The sequence below is a fragment of the Corynebacterium genitalium ATCC 33030 genome (genome assembly GCF_000143825.1).
In the GTDB taxonomy this organism is placed as follows: Bacteria; Actinomycetota; Actinomycetes; order Mycobacteriales; family Mycobacteriaceae; genus Corynebacterium; species Corynebacterium genitalium.
In genome coordinates this window covers 1004293-1021671 of the sequence record NZ_CM000961.1, presented here as the reverse complement: position 1 = coordinate 1021671, position 17379 = coordinate 1004293, and the positions used below count along the sequence as shown (strand labels likewise).

The window sequence follows — 17379 nt, the reverse complement described above, 5'->3', positions numbered from 1 at the left end:
TTCAAAGAAGAAAGATGCTCGCGTCCACTATACAGTTCTCACACACCACACCCAGCAGACACAAACACCACCACAGTGACATTCGTATCTATCCGGGCCACAAGGACAACCACCCACACACAAGTGTGCGGGCACCATGTGCTGCCCCAGACACCCAACAGCGCACCAATGCTTCTGACAAAAACCGGTTGATTGCTCAATCATGCGACACCCACACCATGAATCATGTGCTTCTCCTGGAGGCATCCATGCCCCCCGGGTGCGTGTCCACCTGGACATTTTCACAAAAATACGGGTCTGCAGCACCACACACGGACACTCAACAGCCCAACCCCACACCCAGTACAGGTAACTACCTGACCATGCGGGGCCAATAAAAAGTAATGCTCCTTAGAAAGGAGGTGATCCAGCCGCACCTTCCGGTACGGCTACCTTGTTACGACTTCGTCCCAATCGCCGATCCCACCTTCGACAGCTCCCTAACAAGTTTGGGCCACTGGCTTCGGGTGTTACCAACTTTCATGACGTGACGGGCGGTGTGTACAAGGCCCGGGAACGTATTCACCGCAGCGTTGCTGATCTACGATTACTAGCGACTCCGACTTCATGGGGTCGAGTTGCAGACCCCAATCCGAACTAAGACCGGCTTTCAGCGATTAGCGCCTCCTCACGAAGTAGCTGCGCGTTGTACCGACCATTGTAGCATGTGTGAAGCCCTGGACATAAGGGGCATGATGATTTGACGTCATCCCCACCTTCCTCCGAGTTAACCCCGGCAGTCTCTCATGAGTCCCCAACCAAATGCTGGCAACATAAGACAAGGGTTGCGCTCGTTGCGGGACTTAACCCAACATCTCACGACACGAGCTGACGACAACCATGCACCACCTGTACACCAGCCACAAGGGAAACTACATCTCTGCAGCGATCCGGTGCATGTCAAGCCCAGGTAAGGTTCTTCGCGTTGCATCGAATTAATCCACATGCTCCGCCGCTTGTGCGGGCCCCCGTCAATTCCTTTGAGTTTTAGCCTTGCGGCCGTACTCCCCAGGCGGGGCGCTTAATGCGTTAGCTACGGCACGAACCCCGTGGAAGGGACTCACACCTAGCGCCCACCGTTTACGGCATGGACTACCAGGGTATCTAATCCTGTTCGCTACCCATGCTTTCGCTCCTCAGCGTCAGTTACTGCCCAGAGACCTGCCTTCGCCATCGGTGTTCCTCCTGATATCTGCGCATTCCACCGCTACACCAGGAATTCCAGTCTCCCCTACAGCACTCAAGTTATGCCCGTATCGCCTGCAACCCCGCAGTTAAGCTGCGGTATTACACAAACGACGCGACAAACCACCTACGAGCTCTTTACGCCCAGTAATTCCGGACAACGCTCGCACCCTACGTATTACCGCGGCTGCTGGCACGTAGTTAGCCGGTGCTTCTTATCCAGGTACCGTCACTGACGCTTCGTCCCTGGCGAAAGGAGTTTACAACCCGAAGGCCGTCATCCCCCACGCGGCGTCGCTGCATCAGGCTTGCGCCCATTGTGCAATATTCCCCACTGCTGCCTCCCGTAGGAGTCTGGGCCGTATCTCAGTCCCAATGTGGCCGTACACCCTCTCAGGCCGGCTACCCGTCGACGCCTTGGTAGGCCATTACCCCACCAACAAGCTGATAGGCCGCGAGCTCATCCCACACCGAAAAAACTTTCCACCACACCATCCAAGACGTGGTCCTATCTGGTATTAGACCCAGTTTCCCAGGCTTATCCCAAAGTGCAGGGCAGATCACCCACGTGTTACTCACCCGTTCGCCACTCGAGTACCGAAGCAAGCTTCGGCCTTTCCGTTCGACTTGCATGTGTTAAGCACGCCGCCAGCGTTCATCCTGAGCCAGGATCAAACTCTCCACAAAAACAGTTTCAACAAAACACAGTGAAACAGGCCGTGAAAAGCCCAAAACCCAACCAAAACAAAACCACCCACACACAAACACCACAAACACAAACATCCGCAGCGCCAGTGCGTGAACTGGCAATCCTAAAATTACTAGACAAACCAAAAGGTTCATCCAAAACAGCCGCCCCCACATCCGACGAGGAAGAACAGGGACGACAAAAAATATATTTCCAATCAGTCACACACGACCAACCAGCACAGTGACACCCCATCAATAGGTTCAGGCACCACCGACCAGCACACACCACACACAAAACACGTGCAGGCATCAAAAAGGTCGCACACAACCAACCAAAAAACATTGGCACACTATCGAGTTCTCACACAACACACGCACACCCAAACACACCCGAAACCAATCGGACCTGCTTGAAGTAGCTCGGACGACCCTACACACCCACCACCACACCAAGCAAATCACTTGATACCCAGTGAAAATGTTTCAGATCCCTGCCAACGATTGTTTTCCTACCGCCATCTCACCAAACCACACTGTCCGGCGGGGCGTTGTCGGTCACGCTGACTCACATAAAGCTACACACCAACCACCAACAACACAAACCCCCAGCACAAACACGGTTTTTAGGTGCCGTCGATAAGCGTTTTAAACGCTAATTCGTTGCACGTTGGCGCCGAGCGCATTGAGGCTCTCGACAAAGTAGGGGTAACCGCGGTCGATGTGCTCGACATCGTGGACGACGGTCTGCCCATCGGCGACAAGACCAGCGAGAACAAGGCCGGCGCCTGCACGGATATCGGAGGACCACACGTCGGTGGAGGAGAGTTCGTTCACGCCGCGCAGGACAACGTGGTGGCCGTCAACGGTGGCGTCAGCACCCAGGCGGAGCATTTCGTCGACAAAGCGGAAACGCGATTCGAAGACGTTCTCCGTGATCACCGATGTGCCGTCGGCGATAGCGCTCAAGCCGATAGCCATGGGTTGAAGGTCAGTAGGAAAGCCGGGGAACGGCAACGTCTGGTAGTCCACCGCCTGAGGGCGGCGATTCATCCGGATGCGGAAGCCCTGGTCGTAGGTCTCCACGTCAGCGCCTGCAGTCCGCAGCTTTGACAAAGCGAGGTGGAGGTGACGCGGGGCGATGCCGCCGACTGTCACGTCACCCTGGGTCATCGCGGCCGCGTAGGCCCAGGTGCCTGCGACAATGCGGTCACCGACGACGGTGTGCTCCGTCGGGCGAAGCGACTCCACGCCGTCGATAGTGATGGTCGACGTGCCCGCACCCTGGATCCGCGCGCCCATCTCATTGAGCATCTCGCACAGATCCACAATCTCAGGCTCGCGGGCGGCGTTGTCCAGAATCGTCTGACCTTCCGCAAGAACCGAGGCCGTGAGAATGTTCTCTGTTGCGCCCACGGACGGGAAGTCGAGGCTGATCTTCGCACCGCGCAGTTTGTCCGCGCGGGCAACCACAGCGCCGTGCTCGATGTGCGTCGTCGCACCGAGCTTCTCCAAACCCGATTGGTGCATATCCAGGGGACGTGAACCGATCGCGTCTCCACCGGGCAGCGCAACGATGGCCTCGCCGCAGCGCGCAGTGAGCGGCCCGAGCACCGCTACCGACGCACGGAACTGCCGCACCGCGTCGAAGTCAGCACGAGATGAGATGAACGCTGGCGAGTGGATGCGCACGACTGTGCCGTCAATCTCCACTTGGCAGCCCAAGCCCTCGAGAACCTTCTTCATCAACGGGACGTCGAGAATCTCGGGGCAGTTGTTCAGGGTCGTTGTTCCCTCCGCGAGAAGGGCCGCTGCCATGAGCTTGAGCACACTGTTCTTCGCGCCTTCAACTCGCACCGAGCCCTGCAGACGGGTGCCACCTTGGACCAGAAATCGCTGTTTCACGGCACCCAGGGTAATGAAAGTTTTAGGGCAGTGCGCCAATCCGGCGTGCGGCGTTCACAGCCTCGTAGCGCGTGTGGGCTCCTAACTTGCGCATCACGCTGCGGAGGTAGGACTTCACCGTCTCTGCGCCGATGCCCATTTCTTCGGCGGCCTCCACGTTCGTATGCCCCAAAGCGACGCACGACAAAACGTCCAGCTCACGAGCAGACAGCTTCGTCGCCTGTTTGACACGCACCGGGGAGACCATCTGGTCACACAGCTGCTCCAGCTCCTTGCGGACCGGACCTTCCTCCACACGGTTCGCCAGCATGCGCAGCTTGGAGTGGGTCGCACGCACCTGTTCCCACTCGGCCCCGTTCATCACGCGGCCGGTCTTAGCGGTGGCAGTTTTGCCGCCCTCGGCTCGTCGTAAAGCGGAGTTGACCGCGAGGTCTTGCTCAAGCGTGCGCGCTGTCATCGTGACTTCCTCGATGACCTTCTCCCCCAGCCGCACGGGTGAATGCACACCTACGTACAGGACGCCGCGGATTTCGCGCTGCACGATGACAGGCACAGCGACCACAGAGTGCAAGCCTTCATCCTGGATCGATACGTCGTGCTCGTGGGAGATGACGTTCGCGCGGGTGTAATCGGACACGCCCACCGCGCGACGGGTAGCCACAACACGCCCGCCGACGCCCTGGTTCGGATCCAGAACCAAGTTATGCAGCGACGTTGTGCGCAGCCCCACCCACTGGGTGATCTGCAGCCGGTTGTCTGCAAGCAGTGTGCCGTACATGGCCACCGGGATTCCGGTCGCGGTCTTAAGGGACGTCAGCGAGGCGCGGATTGCGTCCTCATCGTCCTTGACCCGGTGCGGATCCATTCGTTCTCCTTCATCAGAGCGCCCCACTGCAAGTGATTCCCCGACTCAAGGCGACATCTGGTTCGGTGTGCGGATGAGGTCCATAATAACCCGGTTATGGGGGTAACCAAATTGCGACCCCTCCCCTAAGGCACGTCGTTGACATGTGCACTGACATGTCGGAATGCCCGAATCACCGGACGAAGCTACCATCCCTCTCCCCCGAGTGGGTGCCCCCGCGCACGTCACCGCCACAAAACAGGTCGGTTCAACATAGTTATACCGAGCGGTCTAGATTTCTGCGCGAATTGATGTACGATCAGTTTTCGTGAGCGGAGCACCCGCGCTACCGCCCAAAAAAGACACATGCGACCAACGCAAGGAGCGCTACCTCATGGCGAACATTTACAACAACATCCTGGACACCATCGGCGGCACCCCGCTGGTCCAGCTCAACGGCATTACCAAGGACACCGACGCCGCTAACGCACGTGTTCTGGGCAAGCTGGAGTTCTACAACCCGGCCAACTCCGTCAAGGACCGCATCGGCCGCGCAATCATCGACGCTGCTGAGGCTTCCGGCGAACTCAAGCCGGGCGGCACCATCGTCGAGGCAACCTCCGGCAACACCGGTATCGCCCTCGCGCTTGTCGGTGCAGCTCGCGGCTACAAGGTCATCCTGACCATGCCGGAAACCATGTCCGTCGAGCGTCGCGTTGTCCTGCGCGCATACGGTGCGCAGATCGAGCTCACCCCGGGCTCCGCAGGCATGAAGGGTGCTGTCGAAAAGGCAGACGAGATTGTCGCGCAGACCGAAAACGCCATCCTTGCCCGCCAGTTCGAGAACGAAGCCAACCCGAAGGTCCACTACGAGACGACCGGACCGGAGCTGTGGAACGACACCGACGGTGAGATCGACATTCTCGTCGCAGGCGTGGGCACCGGCGGCACCATCTCCGGTGCCGGCAAGTACCTCAAGGAGAAGAACCCGGACATCAAGCTCGTCGCTGTCGAGCCGTCCGCGTCCCCGCTCCTGTCTGAGGGCACCGCTGGCCCGCACAAGATCCAGGGCATGGGCGCGAACTTCGTCCCGGGCACCCTCGACCGCGAGATCATCGACGAAGTGATCGCCATCTCCAACGAGGACGCCGTGTCCACCTCCCGCGAGCTCGCAGCCAAGGACGGTATCCTGGGCGGCATCTCCACCGGCGCCAACATCAAGGCTGCGCTTGAGGTCGCGTCCCGCCCGGAGAACGCCGGCAAGACCATCGCCACCATCGTCTGCGACTTCGGCGAGCGCTACATCTCCACCATTCTGTACGAGGACATCCGCGACTAAGCATTGCTTATCGACGGCTCACCACCCCGTCACCGCCCCCGCCTCCTGTGAATCTAAACCCGCAGGGCCGCGGGGGCGTTCCTATTCGCGCTGCTAAACTCTGGCGACATGTTCAAGGTGATCAGCGCAATCCGTGAGGACCTGGAAAACGCCCGGCAGCATGACCCCGCCGCCCGGGGTGACGTGGAGAACGCCATTGTCTACTCCGGCCTTCACGCCATCTGGTCGCACCGAATCAGCCACAAACTGTGGATGAACGGTCACAAGGGTCCCGCGCGTGTGCTGGCGCAGTTCACCCGCTTCCTCACTGGTGTAGAGATCCACCCCGGCGCCACGATCGGCCGCCGCTTCTTCATCGATCACGGAATGGGCATCGTCATTGGCGAAACCGCAGAAATCGGCGACGGGGTCATGCTCTACCACGGGGTCACCTTGGGTGGGCAGGTGCTCACGCAGACCAAGCGCCACCCCACCATCGGCGACAACGTCACCATCGGTGCGGGCGCGAAGGTACTGGGCCCGATCACGATTGGCGAGGGCTCCGCTGTCGGCGCCAACGCTGTGGTGACAAAAGACGTCCCAGCCAACTGCATCGCCATCGGCATCCCCGCCAAATTCCGCCCGCGCATGCAAGACGAGCGTAAGCACTTGGTGGACCCGGACGCCTACGTGGCGAACGACTCGAACTACGTCATCTAGGTCACGAGTGCGGTGGTACAGCCGCCGCCCTTTTGCCGAAATCTCCGGTTAGCTAGAGCCAATCGACTAGAAGGCTACATTTCTCGCCAAGAAAGAAACGTTCTAGCTAGTTGTTTCTAGCTGCTCGTGTCCACGGCGTTATGTTGGCAAGGGCAACTACGACACGAGGTCGTTGTACTCCGGATTCTTCGCAATGAAGTTTTCCACGGCAGAGCACGACGGCGCGATCTGCTTGCCAGCGCTGCGGGTGTCGTCGAGCGCCTCCTTGATCAGCTTGCCGGACAGGCCTTGCCCGCGGAAAGCCGGGTCGATGACGGTGTGGTTGAAATCCCGCACGTCACCCGTCTCGTGGTAGTTGGCAAACCCTGCCTGCTGCCCGTCGACCTCGATGACGTAACGGTGCCCAGCTTCGTTGTGCTCGACCTTGTAGTCGTTGTTCTGGTTATCGCTCATGGCACGACCCTACAGACGAAAAAATCCCTTCGCTTTCGCGGAGGGATTCATTCCGTGGCCAGAGCCAGGATCGAACTGGCGACCCCACACTTTTCAGGCGTGTGCTCTACCAACTGAGCTATCTGGCCGGAACCGCTGAAACTAAGCAGTTCAGCGACCCTGACGGGACTTGAACCCGCGACCTCCGCCGTGACAGGGCGGCGCGCTAACCAACTGCGCCACAGGGCCTTATTCTTTTGTTTTCGCACTTCCGCGGCTACTTGATTTCCGCGTCTTGCACGAGTTAATAGCTTACACAGACGCTGACTAAGCTAACAAATCGCCAGAACAACTACGATTTTCTCAAGTGTTGCTCCGCTCACGGCGTTCTCCGTTCACGGTGAGCGCTACCGCTACAATCCCGAGAACCATGCCCGCGATCTGACCGGCGTTGACCGGCTGGTGAAACATCAACCATGTCCAGAAAGAAGTAACCGGCGGGGTCACGAACAGTAACAAGCTAGTCATGGTCGACCCCATGGTCCGCAAACATGCTGTATAAGCTGCGTAGCCACCGATGCCAGAAAGAAACACGAGCCAAACCATCGCCCAGACGAAGTCAGCGTTGACATGGACACCCATGTCCCCCATCGCCAACGCGACTCCCGTGAAGATCACAGCTGCGGTAGCCGTCTGTATGGCGAGGGCCTGCACGATGCTTGCTTGAGCATCCGATGCCCGCTCAAGGAGCGCGCTCGCGGACAATCCCAACAAAGCGACGAACGGTAACAACAACCCAAACACCGACGTGGAAGAAAAATCGATTGAACCGGCAGCCAATCCGACTGCGACTAGGCCTAGCACCAGGCCAGCCGCCATCCGGAAGTTGAAAGGATCGTCCCACAGACGCGCCCCCACAGCCGCGACGAGAATCGGCTGCAAGGCACACACAAGAGAGGTAATCCCGGGATCAATAGCTAGGTCTGAAGCCCAGAAAACGGCGCCAAGAAAGATCGCGTGAGAGAGAACCCCCATTAAGATTTGATGCTTCCAAGCGGATCTCGTCAGGTCTGGCAACAGGCGAGCTTTTGCCGGACGCTGAGCGCTTCGGAGAAACAAAATGACCCCGGCGAGTAGCACAGCCGTGGCAATGTATCGCCACGCTAACAACCCGATAGGCGAGGCATTTTCACCTACCAGAAGGGAACCCACGAACCCGGAGCTCCAGCAGATGATGAATGCGATTGAAATGAGAATTGGCTTCATGAAAGATAGGTAAATATACCGGTCGGTATACTGTCAATGTACCCTCCCCGAAGGAGCGAGAATTGGTTGATCTAGCGCACCTCAGTCCATTCCCAAAACCCAGCACCACCCCGGCTGGTGAACGAATTCTGCTGGCAGCTACGGATTTGTTTTATTCACAAGGTATTGCCGCAACCGGTTTGGACCTCGTCGTGGAGAACGCTGGCGTGACAAAGCGAACGCTTTATCAGCGCTTCGGGTCCAAGGACGGGCTGGTTTGCGCGTATCTCACTGCTCGAGCGAATCAGTGGCAACAACTAGTGCTGCACAGCGTCGATGAGGCAGAGAAAGCAGGATCGGACACTGTCGAATCAGTGTTCAATCTCACCCAAGAATGGATCGCCAACAACCCTCGAGGGTGCGGGTTCGTGAACGCATGGGTCGAGCTTGGCAACGACTGCGGCGCAGAACTGAAAGCAGTGATTCAGAGCGAGAAGCGGTGGATGCGCACTCTTTTCGTCGCGTTAACTGGCGACACACAAACTGGTGAACTCGTTCATGAGTTATACGAAGGCGCGTTGGTTTGCGCGGCCATATTCGGCGACTTCGGATCGCTTGACCGTGCCAAAGCGGGGGCACAACGACTTATCACGTCGTAGAAGAAGACGCTGGTCTCCTTCTTCATGGGCCCGGTTACCCCGTGCCCTCAGGCGAGGTACTGCAGCCGTACGGCGATTCACGGAGGTTGCAGGTTAATCGTCGATAAGCAAAAAGCCCCGAGGAAACCCTCGGGGCACATGGCGACCCTGACGGGACTTGAACCCGCGACCTCCGCCGTGACAGGGCGGCGCGCTAACCAACTGCGCCACAGGGCCTTCGTACCCCCAACGGGATTCGAACCCGTGTTGCCGCCGTGAAAGGGCGGAGTCCTAGGCCACTAGACGATGGGGGCAAAGCCGTATTGACTTGTTCGCCGTCCGCTGGACAGCTTGCCTATCATAAACCGGCCCGTCAACCCCCTCCAAATGCACAGGTGGTCAGCTATTTATGCGGCGAGAGTAGCACTCAAGACGGAGACCACCATGGCGATGACCATGGTGTTGAAGGTGAAGGCAATCAAAGTGTTGTAGCGGATCTCTTTCCAGGCGTGCCTGTTTGTCGGGGTGGCGGGAACACTTGCACCCATCGTGGACACCATCACTGCCTGGTTCAGGTAGTCGCCGAAGAGCGGCTCCCCATCCAAATAGGAGAAGTCGAACATAGGCTGCTCCCCTTCCGCCCGGTACCGATAGTCGAGCTCGAGGTACTCCGCCGCGTAGGTGACGATCATGAACACCCACGACCACACCACCGCGATACCACCGACTGCCAACCAGCGCCAATCCTCCCGGAAAACATCGAAGCGGCTCATCGCGATCGCCGCGGCCATCGCCACGATCGCGCCGAGGCCGGAAAGGTTCGCGGCCCCCTTGATTCCCCACCCCTTAACCCACTTACTCTCGGCGGAGGCACGCTCGGATCGCGCATATGCCCGCAGCTCAGCCGGGTTGAGGCGCGAGAGCAGGCGCACCGTCCACCAGCCGAAGATCGTGACGTAGACGACCCAGTAAGTCAGGTAGGTGCTGATGATCACCATCTCCGAATGCTGCGCGAGCATTTCCCGCGGGAGCAGCAACCGCAGCATGATGATCGCGCCGAATGCGAGGACGGTGCTCACCGCGTACCGGGTGACCTCCGAGGCGCCACGGAAATCTTTCTCACTCATCTAGCGGGTGACTGGCACCATGGTGGATCGGTTGTCGTGGGAGCCCACGACGGTCTTGCCGAAGGGGAAGCAGGTGACCGGGATGAGCTTCAGGTTCGCCCACGCCAACGGCAACCCGATGATTGTGATCGCCTGGGCCAGAGCAGTGGCGATGTGTCCGAGTGCCAACCACAGGCCAGCAACGATGAACCAGATGACGTTGCCGATCAGACTGAAGCCCCCGCCTTGGCCGGTGTCAACAACTTCGCGGCCGAACGGCCAGAGCACGTACCCGGCGATGCGGAAGGACGCCAGACCGAACGGGATGGTCACGATGAGCAGACAGGCCAACACGCCGGCGAGAACGTAGCCAAGGAACAACCAGATACCGGCGGTGATCAGCCAAATGATGTTGAGGATCAGTCGAAGGAGAGCCATACCCGTCACTTTAGCGAGCAAAAGCGAGTTACAGGTCGTGCTTTACGGATTCGAGGTTGAGCATGACCTGCTGAGGCTTTGAAACTAGGCGAGCAAAAGCAAGCTCACTGCCATCACAGCCATGCCGGCGACAAAACCGTATATGGCGGTGTGGTGTCGGCCGGTCTCAATGGCGGTGGGCAGCAGCTTGTCGATGCTCACAAACACCATTACTCCCGCGATTGCCGCGAACACGACACCGAGCGCCTCGGGACCAATGAACGGCCGCAGAAGCAGGTAGCCCACCACCGCGCCGAGTGGCTCCGCCAGACCCGACAGTGTTGCCCACCACGCCGCGCGCCACTTAGAACCCGTCGCTTCACGCATGGGCACCGCCACCGCGATGCCTTCGGGAATGTTGTGGATCGCAATGGCCACCGCGATGGGCAGCGCGAACGCCGGATCCTGCAGCGCGACAAAGAAGGTGGCGAAGCCTTCGGGGAAGTTGTGAATGGCGATTGCCAGCGCCGTCATCACCCCCACCCGGCGCATCCGGCCGGCGGCGCGCACGTCCGGCCCCTCATGCGGGTTGATCTCTTCCGGTACGAACCGGTCAATGACAGCGATGAGCGCAATACCGGCGAAGAAAGCGACCGCGGCCCACACGTCGGGGCGGCTGCGTCCCGCCTCGCTGAGCCCGTCCACCCCTTCCGGGAGCAGTTCCACCAGGGAGACGAACACCATAACCCCGGCGGACAAACCGAGAGCTCCCGCCAAGAAGCGCTGGCTGGGAGTGTTCTTGAGGGCGACGATGAGGCCGCCGAGGCCCGTCGATAAGCCTGCGAACAAGCTGAATCCGAAAGCAACGGCGAGCTCTGCCATGCGAAAAGCCTACAGTAGGGATTATGGCTACCGCAAACATCTACAGCGACGCAGAACTCCACCCCACCAAAGACGAATTCGCCAACCAATTCTCGAGGATCACCCAGGTCGACGGCTCCTACCGCGCGTACGACCGCGACGACAAAGTCGGCATCGAGGTGCTCGTCGGCCCCGACAACGAGGGCAACCTCACGCAGTGCGGCTTCAGCTACCGCGAGGAAGACATGGCGCTTGACGACGAGCTGACGCCCCTTACCCACTCCGTCCTCGGCCGCCGCTCCGTGGCACACCTGACAGCAGACCCTGTCGCAGTGCGCGAATTCGCGCAGGTGATCCTGACCGGCGACAACGGTGCAGACTTCTCTGAGACCTCGCCGATCTTCGCCGTCCGCGGCACGGGCAGTGAGGATGTCACAGTCGATAACGTGGTCGTTGAGAACCACGACATGCTCAACTCCGTGGGCACTCTCACCGTCGACGGCGAGGAAAAGCGCTACCAGCTGCGGATCCAGCGCCTCATCCGTGAGATCCCTCAAGCCGAGGAAGGCGACCTCGCGCTCGTGCGTGACGACGGCGCGATCCTCATGAACCTCGGCATCTGGGACTAGCGCGACTATTCGCCGTCGATGCGGGCGAGTAGCGCGTCACGCACCTCGCGGCGGCGGATCTTACCTAGCTGATCTTTCGGCAGATCCTCAAAGTGGTAGAAGGTGCGCGGCACCTTGTACCGGGTGAGGTTCTCACGCGCGAATTCTTTCAGGCCGTCCGGGTCGAGCTTCGTGCCCTCCGCCAGCACCACGCACGCGACGACGTCCTCGGAACCGTCCGTGCGGGGACGACCAACCACGGTGACCTCCTCGATGTCTGGGTGCGTGCGCAACGTCTCTTCCACTTCCGCCGGGTAGACGTTGAACCCGCCGGTGATGATCAGCTCTTTGATGCGGCTGACCAGTTTGATGAAGCCGTCTTCATCCATCACGCCCATGTCGCCGGTGCGGAACCAGCCGTCGTGGAAGACTGTGGCTGACGCCTCATCGTTGTTCAGGTACCCGCCGAAGACTTGCGGCCCCTTGGCCAGGATCTCGCCGGCCTCACCGTAGGGCATTTCCTCGTCGAGGTTATCGGGGTCGGCAATGCGGATTTCCGTGTCCGGGAACGGGATGCCGATGTACCCGGGCCGGCGATCATCCGTCGGCGGGTTACCGATGAGAATCGGCGACGTCTCTGTCAGCCCGTAGCCCTCCACGAGCCGGCCGCCGGTCGCCTTCTCCCAGCCCTCGATGACCTCCGCCGGCAGCGATGACGCGCCAGAGAAGCCCGTCTGTACTGCGGACATGTCCGAGCCTTCTTCCTCAGCCGTCGACACAATGCGCTCAAATACGGTAGGCACACCCGGCACGAACGTCGGCGGGTTCTTTTTCTTCATCGCGCCCATGATCAGGTCCATCGTCGGGGCGGGCAGCAAGATCAGTTCGCTGCCGATGAGGAACGTCAGCGTCAACGAGAACGTCAGACCGTAAGCATGGAAGAACGGCAGCGTGGCCAGCATGCGCTGGCCGGGTTCCTGCAGCTCCTTGACCCACGCGCGCCCCTGGATCGGGTTGGCCAGCAAGTTGCGGTGCGTCAGCGGCGCACCCTTGGGGCTTCCGGTGGTGCCGGAGGTGTAGAGGATGAGGGCGGGGTCGTCGCTAAGCATGCGCGGCGTGTCGATCGCGCGGGGTTCGCCGAGGAACCTCTCCCACGGCAGCGTGTCATTCGTCGGCGCTGTCAGCGACGCGCGCGCTTCCTTGAGCTTTCCGACGGGCACCCGCAACGCCACCCGCTGCACCAGGGGCATCGCCTTTGTCATGTCCACGCTGACGATCGTCTCCAGCGGGGTGTCTTTCGCGAGTTTTTTCGCCGTGTCGGCGGCCTTATCCCAGACCACAGCGACCTTGGCACCGTGATCGTTGAACTGGGGGCGCAGCTCATTCGCCGTGTAGAGCGGGTTGTGCTCCACCACGACCGCGCCGAGCTTCTGTACGGCGAAAAATGCCGCGACGTGCTGTGGGCAGTTCGGCAGCATGATGGCCACGCGGTCGCCCTGGGCCACCCCGACCTTGCGCAACCCGTCGGCAGCACGGCGGACCTGCTCGTCGAGCTGAGCATAGGTCATGGACCTGCCGAAGAACCGCGTCGCCGGCTTCCGCCCGTTCACCGCGAGATTCTTGTCGTAGAGGTCCGCCAGCGTGTCGTCGCCGTAGTCCAACGTGTGGTCGGTCCACTCCGGGTAGAAGCGCAGCCACGGCTTCTCGGCGGCGCTGCGGCGACTGCCCTCGGCCTTACTGAGGCTGATTCTGGTGCTGCCGGTGCTCGTGTTGTTCCTGCTGTCTTCGCTGTTTGCGCGATCTGCGACCATAGGCGCCACCCTACGCCCCTTCGACGGCCTCATGCTGGGGCGCCGACCCTTAGGTTGAGAATCCCAGAACGTTCGAAAGCACCGAGATGGTCACGACTGCGCCAGTCACGTAATTCAGCCAGAGGAAGACCCTCCACGCACGATTCACTGCCGCCGACGTGGCGTCAGTGACGTTCCAAAACTTCAGCGTATTGGCCACGTATCCCAGGCCGAGCAGTCCCACAACCCACCCCGGGGCCGGCAGCACGAAGCACAGCCCGGCCGCCAGACCGTACAGCACGCCCGCGAACCGCGTGGTCGTCCGGGCGCCGAGCTCTGTGGCCACGGAGCCGGTGCATGGTCTTCGGCAGCACAGCGCCTTCCACACCGCCTTTGCGTGGGTTGACGATGTCAGATTCGTAGTCGAAGACATCATTCATCCCGTACATCGCGACGTTGTACGGGATGAGGAAGAAGATGAAGCCCACTACCAGCAGCGCGGAAAACTCTCCCTGCGCCAGCAGGTAAGTCAGCGCGAACGGAACGGCTGTGTTCACCCAGCTCAGCGGCCGCGACGCCGCGAGAATGCCCCGTAGCACCCGCATCAGTCACGCCCCCAAAACGCGGTGACCACCAGGGCTGTGAACAGTGGGTAGAACAGATCCTCCACCGGAATCCGCCCGATGTTCAGCCCGAGGGTGGTGGCGTGACCGAATTCGTACAGGCCTGCTGCCACCATGAGGTTGTCAAAGACGATGGTGAGCACGAACAGGATGCCGGCCACCGCGGCGGTCAACTTCCAGGGCCGCCGCCTAGCCCACAATGCCGCGGCCGCGATCAAGAACGGGGCAGAAATCAGAAGGTAGGTCACGGGCGCAGCAGTCCTGTCAGGTTCATCGTCAGGTACGTGAGAAAGAACAGGAAAATCGGTTCTTCCAGCGGCAGCTGCGGCGCAAGATCGATGCCCACCATGTAGGGCGAATCGCCGCGCACGAACGTGCCAGTGGCAATGCCGAGTCCGTCCCAGCACAGCAGCGCCGCCACACACCCCAGAGAGAGCAGCCAGGCCCGGCGCGAGTCACGGAAGAACGCAGTCTTCCAGCGGTGATCGATGATCACCATGCCTGCCAGCGAGAACAGCAGCACCCCCAGGTACGCGAACGGCATTAGAGCGCCTCCGGCAGCGGGCCTGCGCTCGTGTCGCCGCGCAGCCGCTTGATCACGTTTTCGGCGGAGATCAGGCACATGGGCACACCCACACCAGGGGTTGTCGTTCCGCCGGCGTAGTACAGGTTGTCCAGCTTGCGGCTCTTGTTGGACCCACGCAAAAACGCCGACTGCCTCAACGTGTGCGCGGGCCCGATGGATCCGCCCGACCACGCGTGGTACCGCTCAGCGAAGTCCGCCGGTCCCAGCGTTTGCTTGACGACGATTCTTCCCTCCAACCCCTCAACCCCGCACCAATCAGCAATCTGCTGGGTGGCAGCGCTAGCAATCCTTTCGACCTGCTCGCTCGCCTGCTCCCGGTACATATTCCCGTGGCCGATGGCCTCCTCCGCTGCGACGGGGACGAGCACGAAGAGGTTCTCATGCCCCGCAGGGGCCACGCCAGGATCGGTCGCACTCGGTTTGGAGACGTAGATGGACCGGGAGGCACCAAGCGACCGCTGCGGCACCGGGCCATCGAAGACCGCCGCGAAATCGTCGTCCCACTCGTGGGAGAACAGCAGGTTGTGGTGCGCAAGCTGGGGAATCTTCCCCTCCACGCCCAGCATGACCAGCACCGTGCCCAGACCTGGATCGCGCGGGGCGAAGTAGCTCTCGTCGTAGGTGCGCTTCTTCTTCGGCAGCAGGCGGGTCTCCGTGTGGTGCAGGTCCGCGCAGGAGATGACGATGTCGGCGGGGAGGGTGCGGCCGTCGATAAGCGTGATGCCTGTGGCCGTGCGCCCGGAATAGTTGATCGCTGCGACTTCGGTATTGAAGGAAAAGCGCACGCCCTGCTCTACGGCGATGTCGTAGAGCGCGTCCATCACTGCGGCGAACCCACCTAGGGGGTATTGCACGCCCTGGGTGAGGTCGGTGTGGCTCATCAAGTGGTACATCGACGGCGTGCGCGCGGGGTGCGAGGAGAGGAACACTGCCGGGTACGTGAGCATCTGGCGCAGGCGGACGTCAGCGAAACGGCTAGCCACGAAGCGGTCGATCGGCTCGGTGAGATAGCGCGCCAACTTACTGTAATGGCCGGAGATCTGCGTGAACGGCGCGATAGAGCGGAACGTCGTGTACAGGAAGTTCTCCAGCGCAAGCTCGTAGGTCTCTTCAGCAGTGTCGAGGTAGGCGCGCAGCTTTGCGCCGGCACCGGGCTCGATGGACTCGAAAAGGTCGGCGGCGTTGTCACGGCCAGAGGTGACGTCTATGGGCGCATCGCCCTCGGGAAACAGCCGGTACGCGGGGGTGAGCGGTGTCAGATCCAGCACGTCGGCGGTGCGCTTGCCGAACAACGCGAAGAAGTGGTCGAACGCGTCCGGCATGAGGTACCAGCTGGGGCCGGTGTCAAAGCGGAAACCCTCGACAGATTCCGTACCGGCCCGGCCGCCATGGGTGGGCAACTTATCCACGACCGTGGTCTCGATGCCCTCTTTGGCCAGCAGTGCGGCTGTGGCCATGCCGGCCACGCCGGCACCGATCACGATCGCTGTTTCGGGGTGGGTCACTGGGTTCTCACTTTCCTGATTGCCCGCGCCGTGAGCAGCAGCTTGCGGTGGTTAGGCACGCTGATTCTCGTCGCGGCCACCTCATGCGCCGGTGTGGCCGCGATGCGCTCGTTCAGGTCGCGGAAGAGCGCTTCGGCCGCTGCCACTCCCCGTGCCGCTGCAGGAGGCAGGAGCGGGATGGCTGTGCGGGCGCGGTCGAGTTCGCGGTTGATGCCGCTGGTGAGGGTGCGCTTTACGGCGTCGTCAAGCTCCGTGCCCAGGTACGCGCGCCCCAGACCGTCGCGGTCTTCACCGAGGTCGCGGAGGAAGTTGACCTTCTGAAACGCGGATCCTAGCGCCCGGGCGCCCTCCTCCATCGTGCGGCGGTCATCGTCCGTGGGGTCGTGGCCGTGCAGGAAGACGTCCAAGCACATCAAACCAATCACCTCGGCGGAGCCATAAATGTAGTCCCCCAAGTCTTCCTCGGAGTAATCCGATTGCGTGATATCCCTGCGCATAGAGGCAAAGAACGCCCGCACGTGATCGTCGTTAATGCCGCAGCGACGGTGCGTGTTCGCCCACGCGTGCAACACCGGGTCGGTGTGAAAACGGTGCATCGGCGCGTGCAGCACCTGCTCTTCGTAGAGATCTAGCAGGGTTTCCGGGCACTCGTTTGCCTCAGCGGCGGTGCCGTCCACGATCTCGTCCGCGATCCGCACCACGGCGTACAGGTTGCGGATGTCGCGCTTGGTGTCGGCGTCGAGCACCTGCGTGGCTAGGGAGAAGCTGGTGGAGTACTGCCCGATCACCTGCGCCGCAGCTCTATCTGCCATGCGGTCGTAGCGGGCGAGATAGGAATCTGTCACAACGGGCCTTTGCAGCAGAGCAGTA

General features: G+C 60.9%; 16 protein-coding genes, 4 tRNA genes, 1 rRNA gene and 1 pseudogene. 4 read left to right on the top strand and 18 right to left on the bottom strand.

Going from position 1 to position 17379, the window contains the following annotated elements; translation table 11 throughout:
- Positions 1-394: 394 nt before the first annotated feature.
- The 3 genes from HMPREF0291_RS04785 to ramA all read right to left on the bottom strand — a co-directional run bounded on the left by HMPREF0291_RS04785 (position 395) and on the right by ramA (position 4681).
- A 16S ribosomal RNA gene (locus tag HMPREF0291_RS04785) occupies positions 395-1911 on the bottom strand.
- Between the two features lie 648 nt (positions 1912-2559).
- Positions 2560-3816: a UDP-N-acetylglucosamine 1-carboxyvinyltransferase gene (gene murA, locus HMPREF0291_RS04780; RefSeq protein WP_040423512.1), complete on the bottom strand. Its 1257-nt coding sequence runs from the start codon at positions 3814-3816 to the stop codon at positions 2560-2562.
- 22 nt (positions 3817-3838) lie between these two features.
- Positions 3839-4681, bottom strand: a complete 843-nt coding sequence (ramA, locus tag HMPREF0291_RS04775; protein ID WP_005288762.1) for an acetate metabolism transcriptional regulator RamA — start codon at positions 4679-4681, stop codon at positions 3839-3841.
- 373 nt (positions 4682-5054) lie between these two features.
- Between ramA and cysK the strand changes: the two genes are divergently transcribed.
- Positions 5055-5999, top strand: a complete 945-nt coding sequence (cysK, locus tag HMPREF0291_RS04770) for a cysteine synthase A (protein ID WP_005288760.1) — start codon at positions 5055-5057, stop codon at positions 5997-5999.
- Between the two features lie 108 nt (positions 6000-6107).
- The gene (epsC, locus tag HMPREF0291_RS04765) at positions 6108-6698 is read left to right on the top strand and encodes a serine O-acetyltransferase EpsC (protein WP_005288757.1); all 591 of its coding nucleotides are present in this window, start codon (positions 6108-6110) and stop codon (positions 6696-6698) included.
- Between the two features lie 156 nt (positions 6699-6854).
- On the opposite strand, the gene HMPREF0291_RS04760 is transcribed toward epsC, so the two are convergent.
- From HMPREF0291_RS04760 to HMPREF0291_RS04745, 4 genes are all read right to left on the bottom strand, one after another.
- Positions 6855-7151: a GNAT family N-acetyltransferase gene (locus HMPREF0291_RS04760; protein ID WP_005288754.1), complete on the bottom strand. Its 297-nt coding sequence runs from the start codon at positions 7149-7151 to the stop codon at positions 6855-6857.
- 55 nt (positions 7152-7206) lie between these two features.
- Positions 7207-7279: transfer RNA gene (locus HMPREF0291_RS04755), tRNA-Phe, on the bottom strand.
- A 26-nt stretch (positions 7280-7305) separates the two neighbouring features.
- Positions 7306-7379 (bottom strand) — tRNA-Asp (locus HMPREF0291_RS04750).
- Between the two features lie 114 nt (positions 7380-7493).
- Positions 7494-8396 (bottom strand): DMT family transporter, encoded by a 903-nt coding sequence (locus HMPREF0291_RS04745; RefSeq protein ID WP_005288751.1) that lies wholly within the window; start codon positions 8394-8396, stop codon positions 7494-7496.
- Between the two features lie 62 nt (positions 8397-8458).
- Here HMPREF0291_RS04745 and HMPREF0291_RS04740 point away from each other — a divergent pair, with 62 nt between their 5' ends.
- On the top strand, positions 8459-9034 hold the full coding sequence (locus HMPREF0291_RS04740; RefSeq protein ID WP_040423510.1) for a TetR/AcrR family transcriptional regulator: 576 nt from the start codon (positions 8459-8461) through the stop codon (positions 9032-9034).
- A 139-nt stretch (positions 9035-9173) separates the two neighbouring features.
- Here HMPREF0291_RS04740 and HMPREF0291_RS04735 read toward each other — a convergent pair.
- The 5 genes from HMPREF0291_RS04735 to zupT form a co-directional block, all read right to left on the bottom strand.
- Positions 9174-9250: transfer RNA gene (locus tag HMPREF0291_RS04735), tRNA-Asp, on the bottom strand.
- A gap of 4 nt (positions 9251-9254) precedes the next feature.
- Positions 9255-9327: transfer RNA gene (locus tag HMPREF0291_RS04730), tRNA-Glu, on the bottom strand.
- A 93-nt stretch (positions 9328-9420) separates the two neighbouring features.
- Entirely contained in the window at positions 9421-10140 is a 720-nt protein-coding gene (locus HMPREF0291_RS04725; RefSeq protein ID WP_005288747.1) for a DUF1345 domain-containing protein, read from the bottom strand.
- Positions 10141-10557: a YccF domain-containing protein gene (locus HMPREF0291_RS04720; RefSeq protein WP_005288744.1), complete on the bottom strand. Its 417-nt coding sequence runs from the start codon at positions 10555-10557 to the stop codon at positions 10141-10143. It abuts the gene before it with no gap.
- A gap of 84 nt (positions 10558-10641) precedes the next feature.
- Entirely contained in the window at positions 10642-11418 is a 777-nt protein-coding gene (gene zupT, locus HMPREF0291_RS04715; RefSeq protein ID WP_005288741.1) for a zinc transporter ZupT, read from the bottom strand.
- A 23-nt stretch (positions 11419-11441) separates the two neighbouring features.
- Here zupT and HMPREF0291_RS04710 point away from each other — a divergent pair, with 23 nt between their 5' ends.
- Positions 11442-12026, top strand: a complete 585-nt coding sequence (locus HMPREF0291_RS04710; RefSeq protein WP_005288738.1) for a CG0192 family protein — start codon at positions 11442-11444, stop codon at positions 12024-12026.
- Between the two features lie 5 nt (positions 12027-12031).
- On the opposite strand, the gene HMPREF0291_RS04705 is transcribed toward HMPREF0291_RS04710, so the two are convergent.
- From HMPREF0291_RS04705 to HMPREF0291_RS04680, 6 genes and pseudogenes are all read right to left on the bottom strand, one after another.
- Positions 12032-13816, bottom strand: coding sequence for a long-chain-fatty-acid--CoA ligase (locus HMPREF0291_RS04705; RefSeq protein ID WP_005288735.1), 1785 nt, complete (start codon positions 13814-13816; stop codon positions 12032-12034).
- A gap of 49 nt (positions 13817-13865) precedes the next feature.
- Positions 13866-14400, bottom strand: a pseudogene (locus HMPREF0291_RS11520) (UbiA prenyltransferase family protein).
- Positions 14400-14666 carry a lycopene cyclase domain-containing protein gene (locus HMPREF0291_RS04695; protein ID WP_005288730.1) on the bottom strand — a complete coding sequence of 89 codons (267 nt, stop codon included), beginning with the start codon at positions 14664-14666 and terminating at the stop codon, positions 14400-14402. The pseudogene HMPREF0291_RS11520 and the gene HMPREF0291_RS04695 overlap by 1 nt, the downstream one beginning before the upstream one ends.
- Entirely contained in the window at positions 14663-14962 is a 300-nt protein-coding gene (locus HMPREF0291_RS04690; RefSeq protein ID WP_005288727.1) for a lycopene cyclase domain-containing protein, read from the bottom strand. Before HMPREF0291_RS04690 ends, HMPREF0291_RS04695 begins: the two co-directional genes overlap by 4 nt.
- Positions 14962-16509 carry a phytoene desaturase family protein gene (crtI, locus tag HMPREF0291_RS04685; protein ID WP_005288723.1) on the bottom strand — a complete coding sequence of 516 codons (1548 nt, stop codon included), beginning with the start codon at positions 16507-16509 and terminating at the stop codon, positions 14962-14964. The genes HMPREF0291_RS04690 and crtI overlap by 1 nt, the downstream gene beginning before the upstream one ends.
- Entirely contained in the window at positions 16506-17354 is an 849-nt protein-coding gene (locus HMPREF0291_RS04680) for a phytoene/squalene synthase family protein (protein WP_005288721.1), read from the bottom strand. The genes crtI and HMPREF0291_RS04680 overlap by 4 nt, the downstream gene beginning before the upstream one ends.
- Positions 17355-17379 lie beyond the last annotated feature (25 nt).

Coding starts and splice junctions, on each gene's coding strand:
- ramA (WP_005288762.1), bottom strand. CDS start 4,681: ATGGATCCGCACCGGGTCAAGGACGATGAGGACGCAATCCGCGCCTCG.
- cysK (WP_005288760.1), top strand. CDS start 5,055: ATGGCGAACATTTACAACAACATCCTGGACACCATCGGCGGCACCCCG.
- epsC (WP_005288757.1), top strand. CDS start 6,108: ATGTTCAAGGTGATCAGCGCAATCCGTGAGGACCTGGAAAACGCCCGG.
- HMPREF0291_RS04760 (WP_005288754.1), bottom strand. CDS start 7,151: ATGAGCGATAACCAGAACAACGACTACAAGGTCGAGCACAACGAAGCT.
- HMPREF0291_RS04745 (WP_005288751.1), bottom strand. CDS start 8,396: ATGAAGCCAATTCTCATTTCAATCGCATTCATCATCTGCTGGAGCTCC.
- HMPREF0291_RS04725 (WP_005288747.1), bottom strand. CDS start 10,140: ATGAGTGAGAAAGATTTCCGTGGCGCCTCGGAGGTCACCCGGTACGCG.
- HMPREF0291_RS04720 (WP_005288744.1), bottom strand. CDS start 10,557: ATGGCTCTCCTTCGACTGATCCTCAACATCATTTGGCTGATCACCGCC.
- zupT (WP_005288741.1), bottom strand. CDS start 11,418: ATGGCAGAGCTCGCCGTTGCTTTCGGATTCAGCTTGTTCGCAGGCTTA.
- HMPREF0291_RS04710 (WP_005288738.1), top strand. CDS start 11,442: ATGGCTACCGCAAACATCTACAGCGACGCAGAACTCCACCCCACCAAA.
- HMPREF0291_RS04705 (WP_005288735.1), bottom strand. CDS start 13,816: ATGGTCGCAGATCGCGCAAACAGCGAAGACAGCAGGAACAACACGAGC.
- HMPREF0291_RS04690 (WP_005288727.1), bottom strand. CDS start 14,962: ATGCCGTTCGCGTACCTGGGGGTGCTGCTGTTCTCGCTGGCAGGCATG.